Origin of the sequence: Proteus sp. NMG38-2 (genome assembly GCF_020640995.1) — a bacterium.
In the GTDB taxonomy this organism is placed as follows: Bacteria; Pseudomonadota; Gammaproteobacteria; order Enterobacterales; family Enterobacteriaceae; genus Proteus.
On record NZ_CP085481.1, the window covers coordinates 3,612,992 to 3,631,907 of the forward strand.

An 18,916-nucleotide genomic window follows, 5' to 3' on the forward strand; every position below is an offset into this window, starting at 1 on the left:
GTCTTATCTGATAGAGATTAGTAACGTAACTTATCGACTAAACCACTTCGACGCTGAATACGTGTTTGAATAGCCATTTTCACCATATATTCGCAGGCATAAAGAGAAAGTTTTTGTTTAGCGCGAGTTAAGGCGGTGTACAGTAATTCACGGCTGACCACTGGCGAAAATTTTTCAGGTAATACTAATGCTGTATGTGTAAATTCAGATCCCTGTGATTTATGCACTGTCATAACATACGCCGTTTCGTGTTGAGGTAACCGGCTAGGTTGAATGGCTTTTAAGGTACCATCTGGCAATTGGAAAAAGGCTTTCATTTCGCCTTCATCATTATTGAGCATAATACCAATATCACCATTAAACAGCCCAAGTGTACTATCATTTCTCTGGATCATAATCGGACGTCCAATGTAGTCACTCTGATAGCTATTTGTAGGGCGACGAATTAATCGTTGACGGTGCAATAGCATTTCAATTCGATCATTTAACCCACTTACACCAAATGGCCCTTCTCTTAATGCACACAATAAACGATACTGGTTAAATGCGTTAAGGATCGCATCAGGAGTGGCTTTTTCTGCTATCAATGAGAGATACTGGCGATAGGCTTGTGCTGCATCTTGTATCATCAGTAAGTAGTTTTCATCACTCTCTAATGGGATAAAATTCACATCTTGAGTATCTAGTGCCATTTCAATTTGTTGAGGCGTAATTACTGCCTTCTTCAGCAATGTCAGTGCTGTTTTGGTCTGTCCTTGGTTTACAGCAAAAGCAAGTTGACCAATTCCTGAATTCGAGCCAAATCGATAGCTTTTTCGTAATAGGCAAAGTGAATCACTAACAACTGAAACGGGTGTGTTAGAAACAGAGATAATATCTGCAGATTTTGATAACTCACCTTGTGTTAAATAATCAATTTTATCAAATCGCTTTTGGCTCAAACCATCATCCGCAAAACGGCAAATATCCCCTAATACAGCTCCAGCCTCAACAGAAGCGAGTTGGTCTTTATCTCCCAAGAAAATAACGTGGCATTGCTGTGGGAGTGCATCAATTAAGCGAGCCATCATAGGTAAATCAACCATTGACGCTTCATCAACCACTAAAATATCAAGTTGTAATGGATTATCTTTATGGTAACGCACTTGCTGGCTTTCCGGCTGAGCCCCTAACAAACGATGAATAGTTTGTGCTTGCTTTGGCATCCACTTATTTTCTTCTTCACTTAAAGCAAGTTGAGCAAGTGCTTTACCTAGGGATTCTGTTAATCGGGCAGCAGCTTTTCCAGTTGGTGCTGCTAATTGAATAATGGGTTTCTCATTCGAAGTAAGCATCACAAAAGCAGCCAAGATTTTTGCCACCGTTGTGGTTTTTCCTGTTCCTGGGCCGCCAGAGATAATAGAGATAGGGCTAGTGATAGCAACACTGGCAGCTACTTTCTGCCAATTAGTTTCTTTATTTTCTTTTGCTGTTGGAAAAAGCTGATTGAGTGCTTTAATTAATGCATTTTCATCAATATCAACCACCGGATGTTCTTGCCTAAAAAATTGAGCCACTTTTTCTTCATAGCTCCACATTCTTTGCAGATAAAGAAGTCCATTATCTAAAATGATAGGTGATGGAGAATTATCACCACCTTGATTAACACAATGACTATGTATTAACGCTTCAATTATTTGATCAGTAGAAGGCTCTCCCATTCTTTGCCAAATAGCGCGAGCAAGTTCGTCTTGCCTACCATCAAACAATTGATTTTCTTTGATAATATTTAATGGCAAACAAACATGTCCAGCTCCTGTTTGAGTGCTTAAATAAGCAAAGATAAACAGTAAAATCGGATTTTCATCTTCCACCAGCATTTGTGCAAATCGAAGATCTAACGGTCGTAATACATTTTGTGTAATCGCTTGTTCTAATAGTTTGATCATTTTTATTTCTCATCGACTACATCAGGAGTGCTACTTTTCATACTTTTGCCTGTAAATAACGCATCTAGCGCCAAAACAAACGCCTCATCAGGTAAATAAGCATAAACTCCATTTCCAGGGTGTGCTTTATCTATACCACGTAAGAAAAGATAATAAATTCCCCCAAAATGGCTTTTGTAATCATAATCTGGAATGCGTTGCTGTAAAAAACGATGTAATGCTAATGTATAGAGTTGGTACTGCAAATCGTAACGGTGATCTATCATTGCATTGACCATCGCTTCTTGAGTGTAATCTTCACTCGATTCACCTAACCAATTTGATTTGTAATCCACCACATAGTATTTCCCTTCCCAGCAAAACACTAAGTCAATAAAACCTTTTAACATGCCTTCTACTTGCTGGAATTGTAAAGCAGCACAACGTTTTGATAAGGGATCAAACTGACTTATTAATTGAGTCAACTGAGATGATGTTATTTCTTGTTCAATTGGCAAATAAAATTGTAACTCATCAAGTTGTTGTGTTTTAGGGATATCAGCAAGGCATAATCCATCATCATTAAGAGGGGTATAAAACAGTGTTTCCATCCATGTTACTAATAATGGCGCCCACTTTTCATCAAATCCTTGAGCCGTTAATTGCTCTTGCATCCATTGTTCATCAATGGGTTGAGAAAAATCTAAGACTTCAAGCAAGCCATGTAAGAATGTTCCCGCAACCGCACCACGAGGAAAATGATGAATCGAATTTTCATCGGTTTCTTCTCGTTGTTTCTCACCTTTGGCATCAGTATCCAATCCAGGAGCAATAGATTGCACTAAAGCCTCAATATCGCCCAAATCGAAATGGTATCCGCGATTTGAATGTTGATAAGTTAGTCCTGAATAACTGGTTATACGCCAATTATCATGGATTTTACGTTTAAATACTGCAGCCTCTAATTTTGCCTCATTGACTAACTGAGGTTGGTAACGTTGTGCTGAAACTTCATCGAGCGTGATCACACTAATATTTTCATCGAGTAATGCATGGATTGATTGATGTAATAATTCGCTATTCCCTTCTTCACCTTGCTGTAATAAATACCCTAAAGCATTTTTATGAAGATCAGTCAGTCCCGATTTACGTTTATTCCCTTTCACCAATGGCGCAGCGCCCACATAACAACAAAATTTAGAACGAGTTAATGCTACATAAAGTAGGCGTAAATCTTCTGCTAAACGTTCTTCATCCGCTAAACGCAAGCTTTCAGGCCTGCTAAAAATATCTAACTTAGCGTAAAATTTTTCTCTGTCATGATAAAGCGCCCCTTTTTGCTCTTGATAGTTACAAGCAAAAGGTAAGCAGACAATAGGATATTCAAGGCCTTTGGATTTATGAATAGTACAAATTCGCACAAGATTTCGGTCACTTTCCAAACGCATTTGTTGGCTTTCTGATTGCGCATCAGGATGAGAAATTTGTTGTGCTAACCAACGAATAAGCGCATGTTCACTATCAAGCTGTAACGAGGTTTCCTGCAATAATTCGCCAATATGCATGATATCAGTGAGTCTCCTTTCACCATCAATACTGGCAAGTAGATCCTCGGCAATCTGATTATCCATCATAATCTTACGCAACATCGGTAAAACGCCACGTTTTTGCCATAATACATAGTAGTCAGCAAATTTCTCTACATAACTATTCCAGCGTTGTTCATCACGATTTAGGCTATCAATTTCTCTTGCACTAAAACCAAATAACCGACTAGCTAAAGAGGCTCTTAAAACACGCTCTTTCTCTGGCGTTACAACTGCTTGCAGTAACCAAAGCAAATCTTTAGCTTCATTCGTTTCAAATACACTTTCACGGTTTGATAAGAATACAGATTGTATAGAGAGTAAGTTTAGTGCATCACGAATAAGTAATGCTTCTCTACGACTACGAACCAGCACCATAATATCAGCCGATGTCAGTGATTTTTTTTCACCTTGCTCTAAGAGCCATGCTTGCTGTTGATCGCCTGCTGATAACCAATCACGAATTTGAGCTGCACATTGCGTTGCCATAATTTGCTCATAATTTCCCGTTGATAGGCTTTCACCTTCAGCAAGCCAAAAGTTAAAAGGTGAGATCGATTTACCATGGTAAATAAAAGCCATATCTTGGTTTTTTTCAGCAGAACTCACCTCAATAAAAGGGATATGCTCAAATAAAAACGGAGCACTAGAACGCATAAAAAGTTTATTAACCGCATTCACCATTCCCGGAGCAGAACGCCAGTTAGTATTTAAAGTGTAATGGTGTGTTGTTTGTTTTCGCGCTTGAATATAAGTAAAAATATCAGCACCACGGAAAGCATAAATTGCCTGTTTAGGATCACCGATAAAAAGTAACCCACTGTTTTGATGCTCACCATAAATAGCATCAAAAATACGGTATTGTTGAGGATCGGTATCTTGAAATTCATCAATCATTGCAACGGGATAACGCTCACGAATAGCCTGTGCTAATGCTTCTCCCCCTTCACGTTTTAATGCTCTATCTAAGCGTGTTAAGAGATCATCAAATCCCATTTCACCCCGACGCATTTTTTCATTTTCAATACCTTGGCGTATTTCGGGAATAGCATTCACTAAAATAACATCACGCAGTGTTAAGCTTTGTTTTGTTAGACTCTCAATTTCAACAAAAAGAATATGCTCAGGAGCAGGGCCTTTGGTCGCTTTTTCATTTAAAATTTCTTGAGAAAAACGAACCAAGCAATCAGGTAACTGATAGCTTTTTGTTTCAAGCGTTGCGGCCCATAACGTGATTTCTTCAATCCATTTAGGTAAAAAACGGCTACTATAACTTCGTTTATCCACTCCTGAGGCCGTTATCCACGCTTCAACTTCATGATGATGTTCATTCCAACGCGCTTTCACCTTATTAATGGCTTCAATAACAGCTTGATGTCGCTCTTTTACCGACTCATTTTCGCTGTCTAATGCCACACCTTCTATTTCTGGCATTTCACCTTGTAAATAAGGCTGTATTTCATAAAGTAGCTGCTCTGGACCAGACCAAATCTGGCTAACCGCATTAGCAACATCATAAGAAAGGGGATAACAGTGGCGACGCCAAAAATCAGCACAAACACGTTTTTTCAGCTCATATTCATCTTGGATCAAGACTTGTTCAAACAATACACCTGACTCAAATGCATTGTTTGCCAGCATACGCTGGCAAAATCCATGAATAGTGTAAATAGCAGCTTCATCCATTTGACGCTCAGCTTCTAATAACCACTGCGCGGCTAACTCTTTATTAGGAATTTGTTTGAGTAATTCTTGGTATGTTTTGTCACCACTATCAACATCATGACGGATACAGGCAAGCCTTAGCTCATGGATATTTTTACGAATACGTGCACGTAATTCATCGGTTGCCGCATCTGTAAATGTCACAACCAAGATCTCTTCAACGCTTAGAGGTCGATAAAACGCAGAATCTCCCCCTAAACCAAGAAGTAATCGCAAATACAGTAATCCAATGGTATAGGTTTTACCTGTACCCGCAGACGCCTCAATAAGGCGTCTTTGGTACAAAGGAAGTGTATAAGGATTTAATGGCTGTGCCTGTATCGCTTCACTCACTCTTTAATTTCCTCAACTGGTAACGTTTTTTGTAATTCACTGACTGTCGTATAACGTTTCCATTTTTTATTTTGCGCGTAATCAGCATCTTTACCATCTTTGCCAATTATTTGAGAAACAAACACAAAACCATTTGGTTTTATTACTGCTTTTTCATAAAACTCAATAGCTTGTTTTAACGTCACTTTATTAAGCTCAGCTAAGAATTTCTCTCGTCCATCATATTTTAAATTATTACGATGGAAATCATTTCGATAAAGAGAGACTTCTTCATAGAAAGTTTGAGGTGGTTGTTTAACTTCAGTAATAATTGCTTGCTTATACTGATTAAAATCAGCCTCACTCATTTTTTTCAAACGTTCGTAGGCTTGCTGATAAAATGCATTATAACGTTCATTTAAGTAAACCGGAGGTTTAGCATTACTTTGTAATAAGAAACCTAGGCCAGACTGTTCACCCATAGTGCCTTGATAAGCAAATACAGCATAACCAAGTTGCTCTTCTGTTCTTAATTGATCATAAAACCAAGGTTTAATAACTGAAGCTAACACAGAAGAAATAGCCTGACCTTCAAGGCGGCTATACCCAGTAGGGATATAAAGTTCGCCTAAAGCATTATCTGTACTGTTTGATTTATTTTGAAATTCAACGGCATCTAATTTATTGAATACTAGTGTTTCACCAATCCAGTATTCTGTTCCTTGATTACCTAATAACTCATGTGCAGATTTCGCTATATCACGGCTTTGCTCTGGCGTTAAATTACCAACAATCAGTGCTTGAAGTGCTGCGTTTTTAATCACTTCACGGCGGTTATCAATAATATCTTGCAGTGTAATTGACTCTAATGCTTTGAGTTTGTCAGCTTCTTCATAATACGGAATAGTATTTAATCGGCGAGCTGGCAGCATAGCTGCTTCAAACGCTTTTAGGTTATGAGTTACTTCAAGTTGTTCACGATACCAAGATTTAGCCTGTTCAAGCTCTTCTTGCGTTGATTCAAAGCTCATATAGCTTTTTAATGTTGCATTAACTAATTCTGGTAAATGTTGTGTATAACCATTCATTGAAAAATCAATACCTTGTCCTGATGAGGATGAGATATTCATACCTGCAACAGAAGCTTGGTAAGATAATTCACTGAGTGCTAAACCAGCAAGATAATCAGTTAAGGTTTGTGTAACTTGCTGTTTAACCGTAATGTCTGATTTCTTATTTACTAAACTTAATGTCACGCTGGCTTTTGGCTCATCAGAAAAATAGTGTGATGGCATATAGAACAAGCGAGCACTTTTATCTTGCCACAATAATTGTGGTTTAGTGATTTTACTATCAGCGTCAATCAACGACAGATTATTAGGAATATATGGGTTAAGTGTCGGTAAGGATAATGAAATATCATCCGACAACTTCTGCCATGTTTCTAATTGTTTAGCTGTAATTTTATCAACTTGATAAGGTGCATTAACAAAATAAGCTTGTTTATTAGACGGTTCATTAGGACTTATCACCCAAATACGTGCTTTTTCTGGCGTCAGTGATCCTAGGCGAGAAAGAATTGCTGAAGGTTCATAATTATCGGCAATATAATCAGCATTCAGGATATTTTTGATTGGATAACGCAACATCATATCTGAAATGCCTTCTATGTAATTCATATCTCTTACAATAGAACCATAACGAAATGAGAGATCTAAAACATTCGCAATTTCATCAAAATAGCGCTGACTAATGCCTTGTGACTCAATTAAACGAAGATATGAAAAGATGGCTGAGATAACTTTATCTTTTTGCGCTAAACCTTTATCTGTTAGTGCAACATAAATCGTAAAGGAGCCTTGGTTACGATCGATATACGGCTCTGAAAATGCGCTAATACTTTCAGCTAAACCTTGATCTTGTAACCATGTTGCAAGTGTTCCAGAACTACGATTACCGATTAAATAACCGATATATGCATCAGATTTACTACGAAAATCGGCAACGTTATTATCAATACCGAATTCAATTTGTAAGGTTTTTTGCGGTAAAGCAGGTACTAGATGGATCATTAACCCTTTTTCTTTATCCGTCATCGCAGGCACTGTGGTTACAGGGATATCTGCTTTTTTATTTGGAATACGAGCAAAGGTTTCTGCGGCTAATTTAGATAATTCATCAAGTGATTTATTACTATAAATCACTCCATTCATTAAGTTGCCAGAATAGTGTGTTTGATAGAACTTGATGAGTTCATCTTGAAGTTTGCTGTTTGGCTTGTCACTCAGCGTTTCTAAATTTCCGCCCATAAAGCGAGAACTTGGATGTGCTGGGTTTAAGGTTTCTGCTCTAACTTGCCAAAAACGCATACCGTCACGCGCACGCGCCATGGTTAACTCGGCATTAACTGCATTACGTTCACGATCGGCATTTTTAGGATCAAGTAAAGGTTCAGCTAAAGCATCTGCAAGACGATCGACCGCTTCATTAATGGCGCTATTTTCTACTTCTAAGTAGAAAGCTGTACGATATGTAGTGGTACTCGCATTATGAGATCCCCCGTTCTTTTGTAAGAACTCTGACATACTGCCAGATTGAGGATATTTAGCCGATCCCATTAACACCATATGTTCTAAATAGTGCGCAAGTCCTTGCTGACTATCTGGATCTTCTAATGCGCCAACAGGTAACGCAACTGCCGTTAATGATTTAACGGCTTTTTCGTCAGAAACCAGTAATACAGTCATATCATTAGGCAATTTAATCGCTTGATATTGTCGAGGATCGCTTTCACTTTTTTCAATGCTATCTGGCAATACTTGCCAAAGTGGATCAGCAGCAAAACTGTTGATACTCACTAGCATCAATAGCAACATGATCCATAGTTGCGATAAGTATTTTCTCATCTGATATGAGCTCCCTTATTTTTTTAAAAATGGAATTATTGGTTTAAATATCGTTAATGTCGTCTGTTTTACTGTTTGTAAAAAATGCTCGTCTAATTGAGAGAATGCACGCTGAACATACATATCACTCATTTCGCCATCTCGATTATAGCTATCCGTTAAATGTTGTAGCAGCACTAACTCCGCTTTTGCGAGTGTCTCTTCATCATCAAGTAAAAATTCTTGTGTTTTTTTATCATAGCAAGCTTGTAACCAAGCCCAGCCACTCTTCGCAAATAACGCTAATGGGCTATTTAGCCCTTGTTTATAATCGTGAATTAAATTATCTAAAGTCGAATAAGCAAATTCAGGATCAACTGGCAATAAACACCATTGCGTCTCTTTTCTGCCATAAAACCGGCTTTCGCCAGTTCCCTCTTTTAAACAATAAACCAGATGTTCAATCCATAGTTGCAATAAATCATTAGCCGTTAAACTCGCAGGTCGCCAACGTAATAAGCCATCTGCTTGCACTTCATTTAAACGTCCAATCAATGGCATCGCACTAAAACTTTGCTCTAATGTGACAGAATACGACGCTAATCGTTCACTTCTCACTTTTTCAGCTAAAGGGAGTAGCTCTTCTATTTGTTGTTCCCAATAAATTTGACCAAATGCACTTGCTGGAAGTTGCCCTGCTGCTTTAATACGTTCAAAGAGTGCTCCTGTTGACGTTTCATCAATCAATGCTTTCAATAGCCATTGATTTAATAGATAGCGTTGAAGTGCGTTTATCACAAAAGGCTCTTCTTCGGGTAATTCTGTCTCTTCGATAACAAAGTTTGTTTTTAATCTTTGTTGGAAGAATGCACGGATCGGATGACGATAAAAACGAGAAAGTGCATCAACGGAGACTTTATCTATTGATATATCATCATCTAATGACTCAGTAAAACCTTGATGAGCCTCCCCTTGCCCACTGGCAGCTGGTAACCATTCTGAGGCATAAGAACGAGAGGAAGCCTCAATGTGGAAGTTTTCTTGAGCAAAAGGAACACGACTATGCTGTGTTAATAAATGCTGATTAATGCGAGTTGCACTATCATCAACATTAAGTTTTCCATCATCAGGTAAACGGAAATTTTGACCGATATAGTCTTGTAACTCTTTAATTAAGACTGATGGATTACATTCTCTATCATCACGTATCGATTTGCCGATATAACTGATATAAAGATATTTTTCGGCCGAACTAAGTGCCTCAAGGAATAAATAACGGTCATCATCTCGACGTTTCCTGTCACCACGACGTCGTTTTTCTGCCATTAAATCAAAGCCTAATGGCTGAATATTACGAGGATAAATGCCATCATTCATTCCCAACAAACACACTGCTTTAAAAGGAATTGAGCGCATAGGCATTAGCGTACAAAAGTTTAGGCTTCCCGCCAAAAAGCGCTGACTGATTTTTTCATCATCAAATCGTACCGTTAATTCATCTCGAATAAGCACTAATGGAATTTCATTTTGATATTGCGCTTTCAATCCATTTTCAATCACTTTTTGCCACTGTTGTGTGATCAACGCTAAAACTAACTCAGTCTCTTCATCAGCTTCAAAAAAGGCATCAACTAATTGCTGTCCAATCTCTAACCATGCTTCTAAGGAACGAGTTTCACTTAAACGTGTACGCCATTCACTTAATGTGTAAAGAAAATCAGCAAGATGCCCTGCAAGTTCTGCGACTAACCCACTAGATTCATCATAAGGAAGCACTCCTTTCCAAGGACCATTGTCGCTTTCCATCGCATAACCAAGCAGCATACGCAGTAAACCAAACTCCCAGGTATTTTTACCAGTGATAGGAAGTAAAAATGAAGCTACATTTTCATCATCCAATCCCCAACGTATGCCTGATTCATCCACCCATCGGCGTAGCAGTTTTAATTCACTTTCAAAAATAGAAAAATGCCCAGCTAACGCAGGCACTTCAAGTAAAGCTAATACTTGTTCTGCTGTAAAACGACTTTGAGGAAGTTCTAATAACGTAATAAAGGCTTGTAATACTGGGTGTGCTTGACGTGCTTTTCTATCAGAAATAGCAAAAGGGAGATAGCGTTCAGCTGGTGCATTACCAAAAACGGCCTGAATATAGGGCGTATAATTATCAATATCCGCAACCATCACAATTATATCCCTTGGTAGTAATTCGGGATCTTGCTCAAGCAAATGCAGTAATTGATCTTGTAATACTTCCACTTCGCGTTGTGGGCTATGGCTTGCATGAAAGGTCAACGAGTGATCATCTAGTGAAATAATACGTTTTTTTTCACTACATTCATAGGTTTTAAGTGTTGTACCTAGTTGTGAAAAATCTTCTAAATCAAGAATGTCTGCTTGCAATTGATGAAGTAAATTATCTCTTGGAATATCAACAAAAGCATCCAATACATCGGTATACTCAAGTTCAGAAAGAAAATAGAGGTTATCTTTACCCAATTTTCCCCATGAGGCTAATAGAGGATTACCGATATTTTGCTCTCCCTCTTCATTAAATAACGAAGAAGCGTTTTTTTCATCTTTAAACCAAGGTGATTCATGTAATTGCTGATAATGGCGAGGTTTTCTACTATTAAGACGAGCAAGAAATTTAGGATCTTGAATATCACCCCAATAGTAACGGCAAGGATTGGTAAAGAGTAAATAGATCTCTGTATGACGCCCGATAGCTTGCAGAGCCTGCAAATAAACTTGCGGTAATGCCGAAATACCACAAATAAAGATACGGGGCGGAAAACAGTGCTGAAGTTCTCCTTCTTTTGCACCATTTAATGTCGAAATAAATTGCTGATAAAGATTAGAACGATGCCATTGAGGCTGATTGAGATCTTTCGTGTATTGCTGTAATGCTACCCACAATATTTTCTGCCAACGCTGATTTTCACTCAGCCCTTCTATCAATTCATCTTTTTCCCACGAGGCTAACCAATCTGAACGATATACCAAATATTGGTCAAATAAGTCGGCAACACGCCCTGCTAATTGGTGTAATTTACGTTTATCTTCATCATCATCAAGATAATGAAGTAGCGGTTTAAATTCTTCATGGGATAAATATTCAGGCAATAATCCCATTAATTTCCATGTCATGGCATCTTTAGAAAAAGCACTTTCTTTAGGTATACCTGATAGCACCCGCGTAAACATTTCCCAAATAAATGTTGCAGGTAATGGATAGCGAATATTTGCTGCAATTCCTAAACTTTCAGCAAGCTGAATTTGCAACCACTGAGACATGCCAGGGCTTTGTACTAAGATCACTTCTTGTTCAAAGGGAGAAGACAGTGGTCTGGTCTGCATAAAGTGCACCATAAGTGACTTTAATAATGACAACTGATTTGAGTGATATATATGAAACATCAGATCCTCATCTTATGGATTGCATGACCAATAGTATAAATTTATCGTGGGTAAAATATTATTAGCAGCATAACCTTCCATTTGCTGACAGCCTTCAGAATATGAAAGAGAATGCATCATTATTTTCTGGCTATCAGCAAAATAGTAAGGTGATTTATCAGGCAATTTTTCAAATAAAACAAAAATCCCTTGCCCTGTTTGCTGTAATTGAATTAACCGCTGAAAATCAGCTTTTAATGATTGACTATACCCTATAATAGCGACAAAACTAATATTAAAAAATAGTAATACAAACATTGTATTAAGTAAGATAGAACCATTTTCTGATCTATTTTGACCTTTTTTTATGATACACACTCCTTATGCACGAATGGGCAATAATCTAGCCATCCATTTGGATCAGACACAATAGCTTTCTCTTTTCCTTTTTTAAAACCAATCCATTGATAATGATATATTTTATAACCTAGTAAGCTTTCTGCTTGACCTTGAAGTAAGGCCTTATCTGCAGAGATTAAAAATAAGCAGCTCTTTATTTTGGGATCAGCATAAAAAGGACGGCATTGCCATTTGTTTAATTGTATTGATGAAAGGTCCCAATCCTGTGTTATCCCCCATTGCAGTGCAGATTCAGCAAATAAAAAGGCCTGTCTTGCTTGTAACTCTTGCATCACTATTTGTTCAGATTGCCTGTAATGGTAAGAAAAATTTCCAAGCATAGATAAGCTCATGCCAATAAAACCTATCACGACAAATATACCCGCTAAGCCTTGTTCATTGCTCCTGAGAGTGAAATAAATATTCATAGTGCAGTCACATTCCTTAAACGGATGATATTTTGATAATGTGATTTTATTTCAGGCTTTTGTTTTAAATGAAATTTTAAAGAAATAGAAAGATAAAAATACAGATTTTCTTTCACAGAATACGTTTTAGCATAAGGCTGTAAAATAAACTCAGTTACCTCAATCTCGTTATTTTCGAAAAATTGTTGCCACCCTGAAGAAGCACAATCTTTTACTCCTCTTAATTGCTCTAATTGCCCCTTTTTAAGACGGTATCCAAAATAATCACTCTCTTTTGACAAAGGTGACTCCCATCGACCATTGCTATTTATGTCGTAAGCAAAAATAACGCAGGAATTTTTTTCTTGATTAGGATACTGCCCTATTTTTAAAGGCGATATTTGCAGGCCATCTGCCTTCAACGTATTAACACAATCACCATAACAATACCCTGTACGCCTTAATTGCGTTTCTAGTACCAATAATCGTTCTCTTAAAAAAATATCTAATTGATATTGCTGATAAGAATGGAATAGCATATTTATTATCTAGGGGTAAGCTCTGCTGATGCAGAGAAATAAAATCCCACTTATCGCAATAGCAAAGAGACATTCCATCAATATCATTCCTGATGAAAAAGAAAATACAGATCGTTTTAACATGATGAAAACACCTTTATATTCTGGCTACACGCTCTTATTCTGCCTAAAGATGAAATAATAATTTTCACTTCATCCTCTTCATTTTTAAGCACAAAACTCATAGGTTTTAACGTTTGGCGAATTCCACCAAACGTAAAATTTGAGACTGTTGATTGCTTAAGTTGAATACCTAGGGCTAATTGATAAATCGTTTGTTTTTCAGGTAAGTATCGTAGAGAAAAAGGAATAGCGACTATTTTGTTACTGGGCGATAAATGAAGTGATATTTTAATTTTGACATTAAACAGCAACGCTTGCTGTTGCTGGTAAGAAAGAAAAACTATGGTTTCTCGCACACTCTGTATTAAATGGCGTTGCTTAATAAAATGTTGATAAGAAGAAATTGATAGATAACTTAAAATAGAGACTATCAGCATCACGATAAGTATTTCGAGTAAACTGATACCTTGCTCACTTTTTTTCTGAAACTCCTTATTTAGGCTTAATTCCCTATTATTGTTCATTTGTTTCTCCTTTTTAGTCGGTAATGAGCATGCAGACCACAGCCTTAAAGGTAAACAAAGATAAGCGTTTTTCTCGAATAGGTACGCAATAACAATACTTTCAGAGCAAATACAAATAAAACGTATTTATGATTAATAAATACTGACAATGCTTTAAATTTTAAATAAAAAACCAATAAAAAAGCCCCTGTTTATCACTAAACAGGGGCTTTAAAAGCAAAGGAGAAATTACACCGTAAATGGATATTTTATTGCTTCATGACATTGATAGCCTTCAACAGTAAAATCATCCGTTGTTACCCATGTTTCGATATCTTCCAATGTTTTTATTTTTGGGTTGATATGCAACGTTGGTAACGGTAAAGGCTCTCTTTTTAACTGCACATCACGCATTAGAGGTAATTGATTTTCATAGATATGTGCATTGATTATCTTATGAAATGCTTTACCCGGTTTATGTCCTGTAATTTGAGCCACCAGCGCTAATAAGACAAAGCACTGAATTTGGTTGAAATTCAAACCTAATGGCACATCACAACTACGCTGATAAGAGGTTAAATAAAGGGTATCACCAACAAGTGAAAAGGTATGCGTATGCATACAAGGGCGTAAGCAACCTAGTTCCGTTTCACCTGGATTGTAAAATGTAATGATTTCACCACGATCATCTATACCTTTAGTCAGGTTATCTACTACTTTACGCAGTTGATCAAAATGAGAACCATCAGGGCGTTGCCATTGGCGTCCTTGAACGCCATAAACACGCCCCATATCGTCTTCACCTTTTCGATGAGGGTTATTCAACCATGCACTATTTTCATTCGCATTGGCATTCCATGTATTACAACCAATTTCACGAAATTGTGCTGCATTATCATAGCCTCGCAGATACCCTAACAGTTCTGCTATTGCGGCTTTATAAAAACTTTTTCGTGTCGTTATTAACGGAAATTGGTTATTCGCAACATCATATTCCAGATCGGCATTAATCACCGTTAAACAACGGGTTCCTGTCCGTTTATTATCAATCCATTGTCCTTCATCGATAATGCGTTGACACAATGCCAGATACTGCTTCATGTTGTCTCTCTTGTTAATTAGCTAATAATAAAAATTTATCTCACACTATTTGTGAGTTGGTGTTGGGTTTTTTGGTGTTTTTTTATCTTGGCGATAAGCCCATACCATAAAAATAATGCCCAACAAAATCATTGGAATTGAGAGTAATTGTCCCATACTCACACCACTAAATAGTCCTAATTGCGCATCAGGTTGACGGAAGAATTCAACAATAATACGGAATGCACCATAACCTATCAGGAATAGACCTGATACACTGCCTACGGGACGATTTTTACGCACAAAAATATTAAGAATAATAAATAACACTACCCCTTCTAACAACATTTCATAAAGTTGTGAAGGGTGTCGAGGTAAAACCCCATATTCTTGAATAATAGGTAGCAGCGTTGATGGATCTTGAGCAACAAGCTGAAGATCTTCAGAACGAGAGTTTGGAAATAAGAAGGCCCAAGGTGTATCTAATGTGACGCGACCCCATAACTCACCATTAATAAAGTTACCAATACGACCTAATCCTAAACCAAATGGGATTAAAGGCGCGACAAAATCAGCCACTTGAAAAAATCCACGTTTAGTACGTTTTGCGAACCAAATCATGGCACAAATTACCCCAATTAAACCACCATGGAACGACATACCGCCATCCCAAACTTTAAAGAGGTAAAGAGGATCATTTAAAAATACTGGCAGATTATAGAATAAAACATAACCTAAGCGACCACCGATAAACACACCAACAAAACCGACATAAAGTAATGTTTCAACTTCATTTTTATTCCAACCACTATTCGGTTTTGCGGCTCGTCGATTTGCAAGCCATAAGGCAAAGACAAATCCAACTAAATACATCATACCGTACCAGTGTAATGACACAGGCCCGATAGAAAACATAACGGGATCAATCTCTGGAAATTTAAGGTAGCTTATACTCATTATTCCCTACTTCACTTAATTAATAATTTCTGTGTTTGCTCTTTATCACCAACACAGAAAAGGCTTATACAAAGGCATGTCAGATACCTCCGCGAATTAATCCACCTAATCCCTGCCTTTCCATAAATTCAGAAGACAATTTTTTGATTTCTGTTGCTGTTTCAGCTTGCAACACTTGTTGCATAAAAGGCTGTAACACCACAGGATCAAGATGGCGTAATAAGTATTTTACCCTAGGTAAACTACGTCCACTCATGCTTAACTGCCTAAAACCAAGCCCTATTAACAGCAATGCCCCGATAGGTGTTCCTGCCATTTCGCCACAAACACTGATTGGTAACTGGTAATATTGGCATTGTGTCGCAATCAAACTCAATGAACGCAATAATGCAGGATGCAAATTATCATAGAGTGATGCAACATGGGTATTATTACGGTCGACTGCAAGCAAGTATTGAGTTAAATCGTTTGTTCCAATAGAGATAAAATCAACCCGATTAGCTAATTGTGACAACATAAATACCAACGAGGGAACTTCAAGCATAATACCTAACGGTGGTAGAGCACATTCACATTTTAACTCTCGACTCACTTCATCACATGCACGTAATAGCAATGTTCTCGCTTCGTCAATTTCATCAATACTTGTCACCATCGGCAACAATATTTTCAAATTTTTAAATTCGAGGTTTGCTTTTAGCATAGCACGAAGCTGAATAAGGAAAATTTCAGGTTGATCGAGTAATATTCTTATTCCTCGCCAACCCAAGCAAGGATTTTCCTCATTAATGGGCATATAAGGAAGTTGTTTATCTGCACCCACATCTAATGCACGTAACACAACGGGTTTATCAGGGAAAAAAGAGAGTATTTCACGATAGCGATTTTTTTGTTCATCTTCTGATGGAAAACCGCTTTGTAGCATAAAAGGAATTTCTGTCCGATATAAACCAACACCGTCTATTCCCACGCTAATACGTTGCTCGTATTTAATATTTAATCCCGCATTCAATTGAACACTAACCGATTCACCATTTTTGAGAACAGCTTGCTGTTCTAATTGATCTTCTGCAATCTGGCTTAATACACTTTCTTCATCAATAATCTGTTTATATTCTTGAGTAATAAAAGGCTCTGGTTCAATAAAAATCTCACCACGATAACCATCAAGAATAAGCATACGATTATGTAAAAGCTCAGGTTGAATATCCGCGCCCATAATCGCGGGAATTCCCATTGCTCTAACAAGGATCGCTGAATGAGAGTGTGTTGCACCATCTCGCACAATCACACCCGCAAGTTGTTGTTCAGGTAATTCTGCCAATAAACTTGCGCTTAATTCATCTGCCACCAAAATAAAGCGCTCAGGCCAAATATTGGTTGAACTGACTTCATCATCTAAATGAAATAATAAACGCCGTCCTAATGCTTTTAGATCAGAGGCTCTTTCTCTCATGTAGCCATCTTTCAGGCTAGAAAATTGTGACGAAACTTTCTCAACAACCACTTTTACAGCCCATTCTGCGACATATCCCTGAGTAATAATCGCTGTCATTTTGTGTTTAAGTTGGGGATCATTAAGTAGATGCGAGTAGAGATCAAAAATGGCGGCACTCTCTTTTTGTGCATTCGCCATAAAACGTTTACTAAAACGGCGACATTCTGCCGTAGCATCTTCTAAAGCCACAGTGAGTCGATTTAATTCCGCCTTAATATCAAGCGCGCTAGCTTTAAATACATTTTCAAGAACTGGCTGGGAAATTTCTTGCCAACCATAAGCCATTACCACTCCGGTCGAAACCGATAACGCTTTAATGCGACTTTGACGGTATTGCCCAAATAGCCCTTTAGTTTGTACTTGCGATAATGTTGCGCCTAATTGTGTTGCTAATGTCACCATAAAAGACTCTTCGCTCTCGTTAAATAAGCGACGCTCTTTTTGTTGAACAACTAAAACACCAAGGAGTTGACGACGATAAACAATAGGTACACCAAGGAAAGCACGCAGATCGTCTTCTTTTACTTGAGGAAGGTATTTAAAACTAGGATGCTCACGAATATCCGCGAGATTGATAAGCTCAGAAAGGCGTCCAACTTCACCAACAACGCCTTCATCAAACGAGAGGCTAACAGCACGTCCTCTGGGTTTTTTAAGCCCTTTTGTGGCCATTAGATAAAAACAACTACGTTGCTTATCGGCAAGATAAATAGAACACACATCCGTGTGCATTGCCTGGCACGTTTCCTTGACTAAGAGTTCAAGTGCTTCTGGAAGCCCTGCTGCCATAGCCACTTTTTCTACAATTTCTCGCAAACGTGTCAGCATAGTGTTATCTAATACCTTTTACGCCGATATCCATACGATGGACGAGGTAAAGACATTTGTTCTTGCAATGGCATGACTACTGGTGCGAACTCTTTCATTACACGACGATAAACATCGCGTTTAAAAGAGACGACTTGTCGAACGGGATACCAATAACTCACCCAACGCCAGCCATCAAATTCTGGCGTTTTGCTTTGTTGAACGTTAATGTCCTTATCATTACTTGTTAACTGCAAAAGGAACCAACGCTGTTTTTGTCCAATACAAACAGGTTTTGTGTCCCAACGCACCAAACGCTTAGGCAACTTGTAACGTAACCAGTTACGTGTGGAGGCAAGAATTTTAACATCCTTGCGACTTAACCCAACTTCTTCGAACAACTCTCGGTACATTGCCTGCTCTGGCGATTCTCCAGGGTTAATTCCTCCTTGAGGAAACTGCCATGAATGTTGCCCATAGCGACGAGCCCAAAGCACTTGCCCTTGCCGATTACAAATTACAATCCCTACATTCGGGCGGTAGCCATCATCATCGATCACTAGACTACCTCAATAACCAAATTTGAAAGATAACTCATTGTTTCATACTACTCACAGACGGTAAACCTCTATCAACAGACTTTGCACAACGCGTGGATTTATCTACAATGGGAAAGTCTCAACGGGGTGCCTTTTTAGGCTGAGAAAAACCCGTGGAACCTGATCCAGCTAATACTGGCGTAGGGATTTGAGTCAGGATGATGCAATATTTTATAATTTGCAGTCCTCACTCCTCAGATCCTTCCTGACT

The 18,916-nt window shown here is 38.1% G+C and carries 12 protein-coding genes and 1 riboswitch; all 12 genes read right to left on the reverse strand.

Annotated features, from left to right (window positions below):
- Positions 1 to 17: 17 nt before the first annotated feature.
- The 12 genes from recD to rppH all read right to left on the reverse strand — a co-directional run bounded on the left by recD (position 18) and on the right by rppH (position 18,666).
- Positions 18 to 1,928 carry an exodeoxyribonuclease V subunit alpha gene (recD, locus tag LG402_RS17170; RefSeq protein ID WP_227336016.1) on the reverse strand — a complete coding sequence of 637 codons (1,911 nt, stop codon included), beginning with the start codon at positions 1,926 to 1,928 and terminating at the stop codon, positions 18 to 20.
- 2 nt (positions 1,929 to 1,930) lie between these two features.
- Complete coding sequence (gene recB, locus LG402_RS17175; RefSeq protein WP_227336017.1) at positions 1,931 to 5,551, reverse strand: exodeoxyribonuclease V subunit beta; 3,621 nt, start codon at positions 5,549 to 5,551, stop codon at positions 1,931 to 1,933.
- On the reverse strand, positions 5,548 to 8,436 hold the full coding sequence (gene ptrA / locus LG402_RS17180; RefSeq protein WP_109409084.1) for a pitrilysin: 2,889 nt from the start codon (positions 8,434 to 8,436) through the stop codon (positions 5,548 to 5,550). Before ptrA ends, recB begins: the two co-directional genes overlap by 4 nt.
- A gap of 15 nt (positions 8,437 to 8,451) precedes the next feature.
- Positions 8,452 to 11,835, reverse strand: a complete 3,384-nt coding sequence (gene recC / locus LG402_RS17185; protein ID WP_227336018.1) for an exodeoxyribonuclease V subunit gamma — start codon at positions 11,833 to 11,835, stop codon at positions 8,452 to 8,454.
- Between the two features lie 12 nt (positions 11,836 to 11,847).
- Entirely contained in the window at positions 11,848 to 12,192 is a 345-nt protein-coding gene (locus tag LG402_RS17190; RefSeq protein ID WP_227336019.1) for a hypothetical protein, read from the reverse strand.
- Entirely contained in the window at positions 12,180 to 12,641 is a 462-nt protein-coding gene (locus LG402_RS17195; RefSeq protein ID WP_166539383.1) for a DUF2509 family protein, read from the reverse strand. The genes LG402_RS17190 and LG402_RS17195 overlap by 13 nt, the downstream gene beginning before the upstream one ends.
- Positions 12,638 to 13,159, reverse strand: a complete 522-nt coding sequence (locus LG402_RS17200) for a potassium:proton antiporter (RefSeq protein WP_227336020.1) — start codon at positions 13,157 to 13,159, stop codon at positions 12,638 to 12,640. The genes LG402_RS17195 and LG402_RS17200 overlap by 4 nt, the downstream gene beginning before the upstream one ends.
- 116 nt (positions 13,160 to 13,275) lie before the next feature.
- Positions 13,276 to 13,785, reverse strand: a complete 510-nt coding sequence (locus tag LG402_RS17205) for a prepilin-type N-terminal cleavage/methylation domain-containing protein (RefSeq protein ID WP_166539385.1) — start codon at positions 13,783 to 13,785, stop codon at positions 13,276 to 13,278.
- A 228-nt stretch (positions 13,786 to 14,013) separates the two neighbouring features.
- Positions 14,014 to 14,865, reverse strand: coding sequence for a thymidylate synthase (locus tag LG402_RS17210; RefSeq protein WP_109409088.1), 852 nt, complete (start codon positions 14,863 to 14,865; stop codon positions 14,014 to 14,016).
- 45 nt (positions 14,866 to 14,910) lie between these two features.
- Positions 14,911 to 15,801, reverse strand: a complete 891-nt coding sequence (gene lgt / locus LG402_RS17215) for a prolipoprotein diacylglyceryl transferase (RefSeq protein WP_227336021.1) — start codon at positions 15,799 to 15,801, stop codon at positions 14,911 to 14,913.
- A 79-nt stretch (positions 15,802 to 15,880) separates the two neighbouring features.
- Entirely contained in the window at positions 15,881 to 18,127 is a 2,247-nt protein-coding gene (ptsP, locus tag LG402_RS17220) for a phosphoenolpyruvate--protein phosphotransferase (protein ID WP_109409090.1), read from the reverse strand.
- A gap of 8 nt (positions 18,128 to 18,135) precedes the next feature.
- Positions 18,136 to 18,666, reverse strand: coding sequence for an RNA pyrophosphohydrolase (gene rppH, locus LG402_RS17225; RefSeq protein WP_109409091.1), 531 nt, complete (start codon positions 18,664 to 18,666; stop codon positions 18,136 to 18,138).
- 112 nt (positions 18,667 to 18,778) lie between these two features.
- A riboswitch (TPP riboswitch) is annotated at positions 18,779 to 18,870 on the forward strand.
- The last annotated feature ends 46 nt before the right edge of the window (positions 18,871 to 18,916 follow it).

What these genes read in the sequence shown, in the direction of transcription:
- recD (WP_227336016.1), bottom strand. Translation starts at nt 1,928, where the DNA reads ATGATCAAACTATTAGAACAAGCGATTACACAAAATGTATTACGACCG.
- LG402_RS17200 (WP_227336020.1), bottom strand. Translation starts at nt 13,159, where the DNA reads ATGCTATTCCATTCTTATCAGCAATATCAATTAGATATTTTTTTAAGA.
- lgt (WP_227336021.1), bottom strand. Translation starts at nt 15,801, where the DNA reads ATGAGTATAAGCTACCTTAAATTTCCAGAGATTGATCCCGTTATGTTT.
- LG402_RS17195 (WP_166539383.1), bottom strand. Translation starts at nt 12,641, where the DNA reads ATGAATATTTATTTCACTCTCAGGAGCAATGAACAAGGCTTAGCGGGT.
- LG402_RS17210 (WP_109409088.1), bottom strand. Translation starts at nt 14,865, where the DNA reads ATGAAGCAGTATCTGGCATTGTGTCAACGCATTATCGATGAAGGACAA.
- ptrA (WP_109409084.1), bottom strand. Translation starts at nt 8,436, where the DNA reads ATGAGAAAATACTTATCGCAACTATGGATCATGTTGCTATTGATGCTA.
- recC (WP_227336018.1), bottom strand. Translation starts at nt 11,835, where the DNA reads ATGTTTCATATATATCACTCAAATCAGTTGTCATTATTAAAGTCACTT.
- ptsP (WP_109409090.1), bottom strand. Translation starts at nt 18,127, where the DNA reads ATGCTGACACGTTTGCGAGAAATTGTAGAAAAAGTGGCTATGGCAGCA.
- LG402_RS17205 (WP_166539385.1), bottom strand. Translation starts at nt 13,785, where the DNA reads ATGAACAATAATAGGGAATTAAGCCTAAATAAGGAGTTTCAGAAAAAA.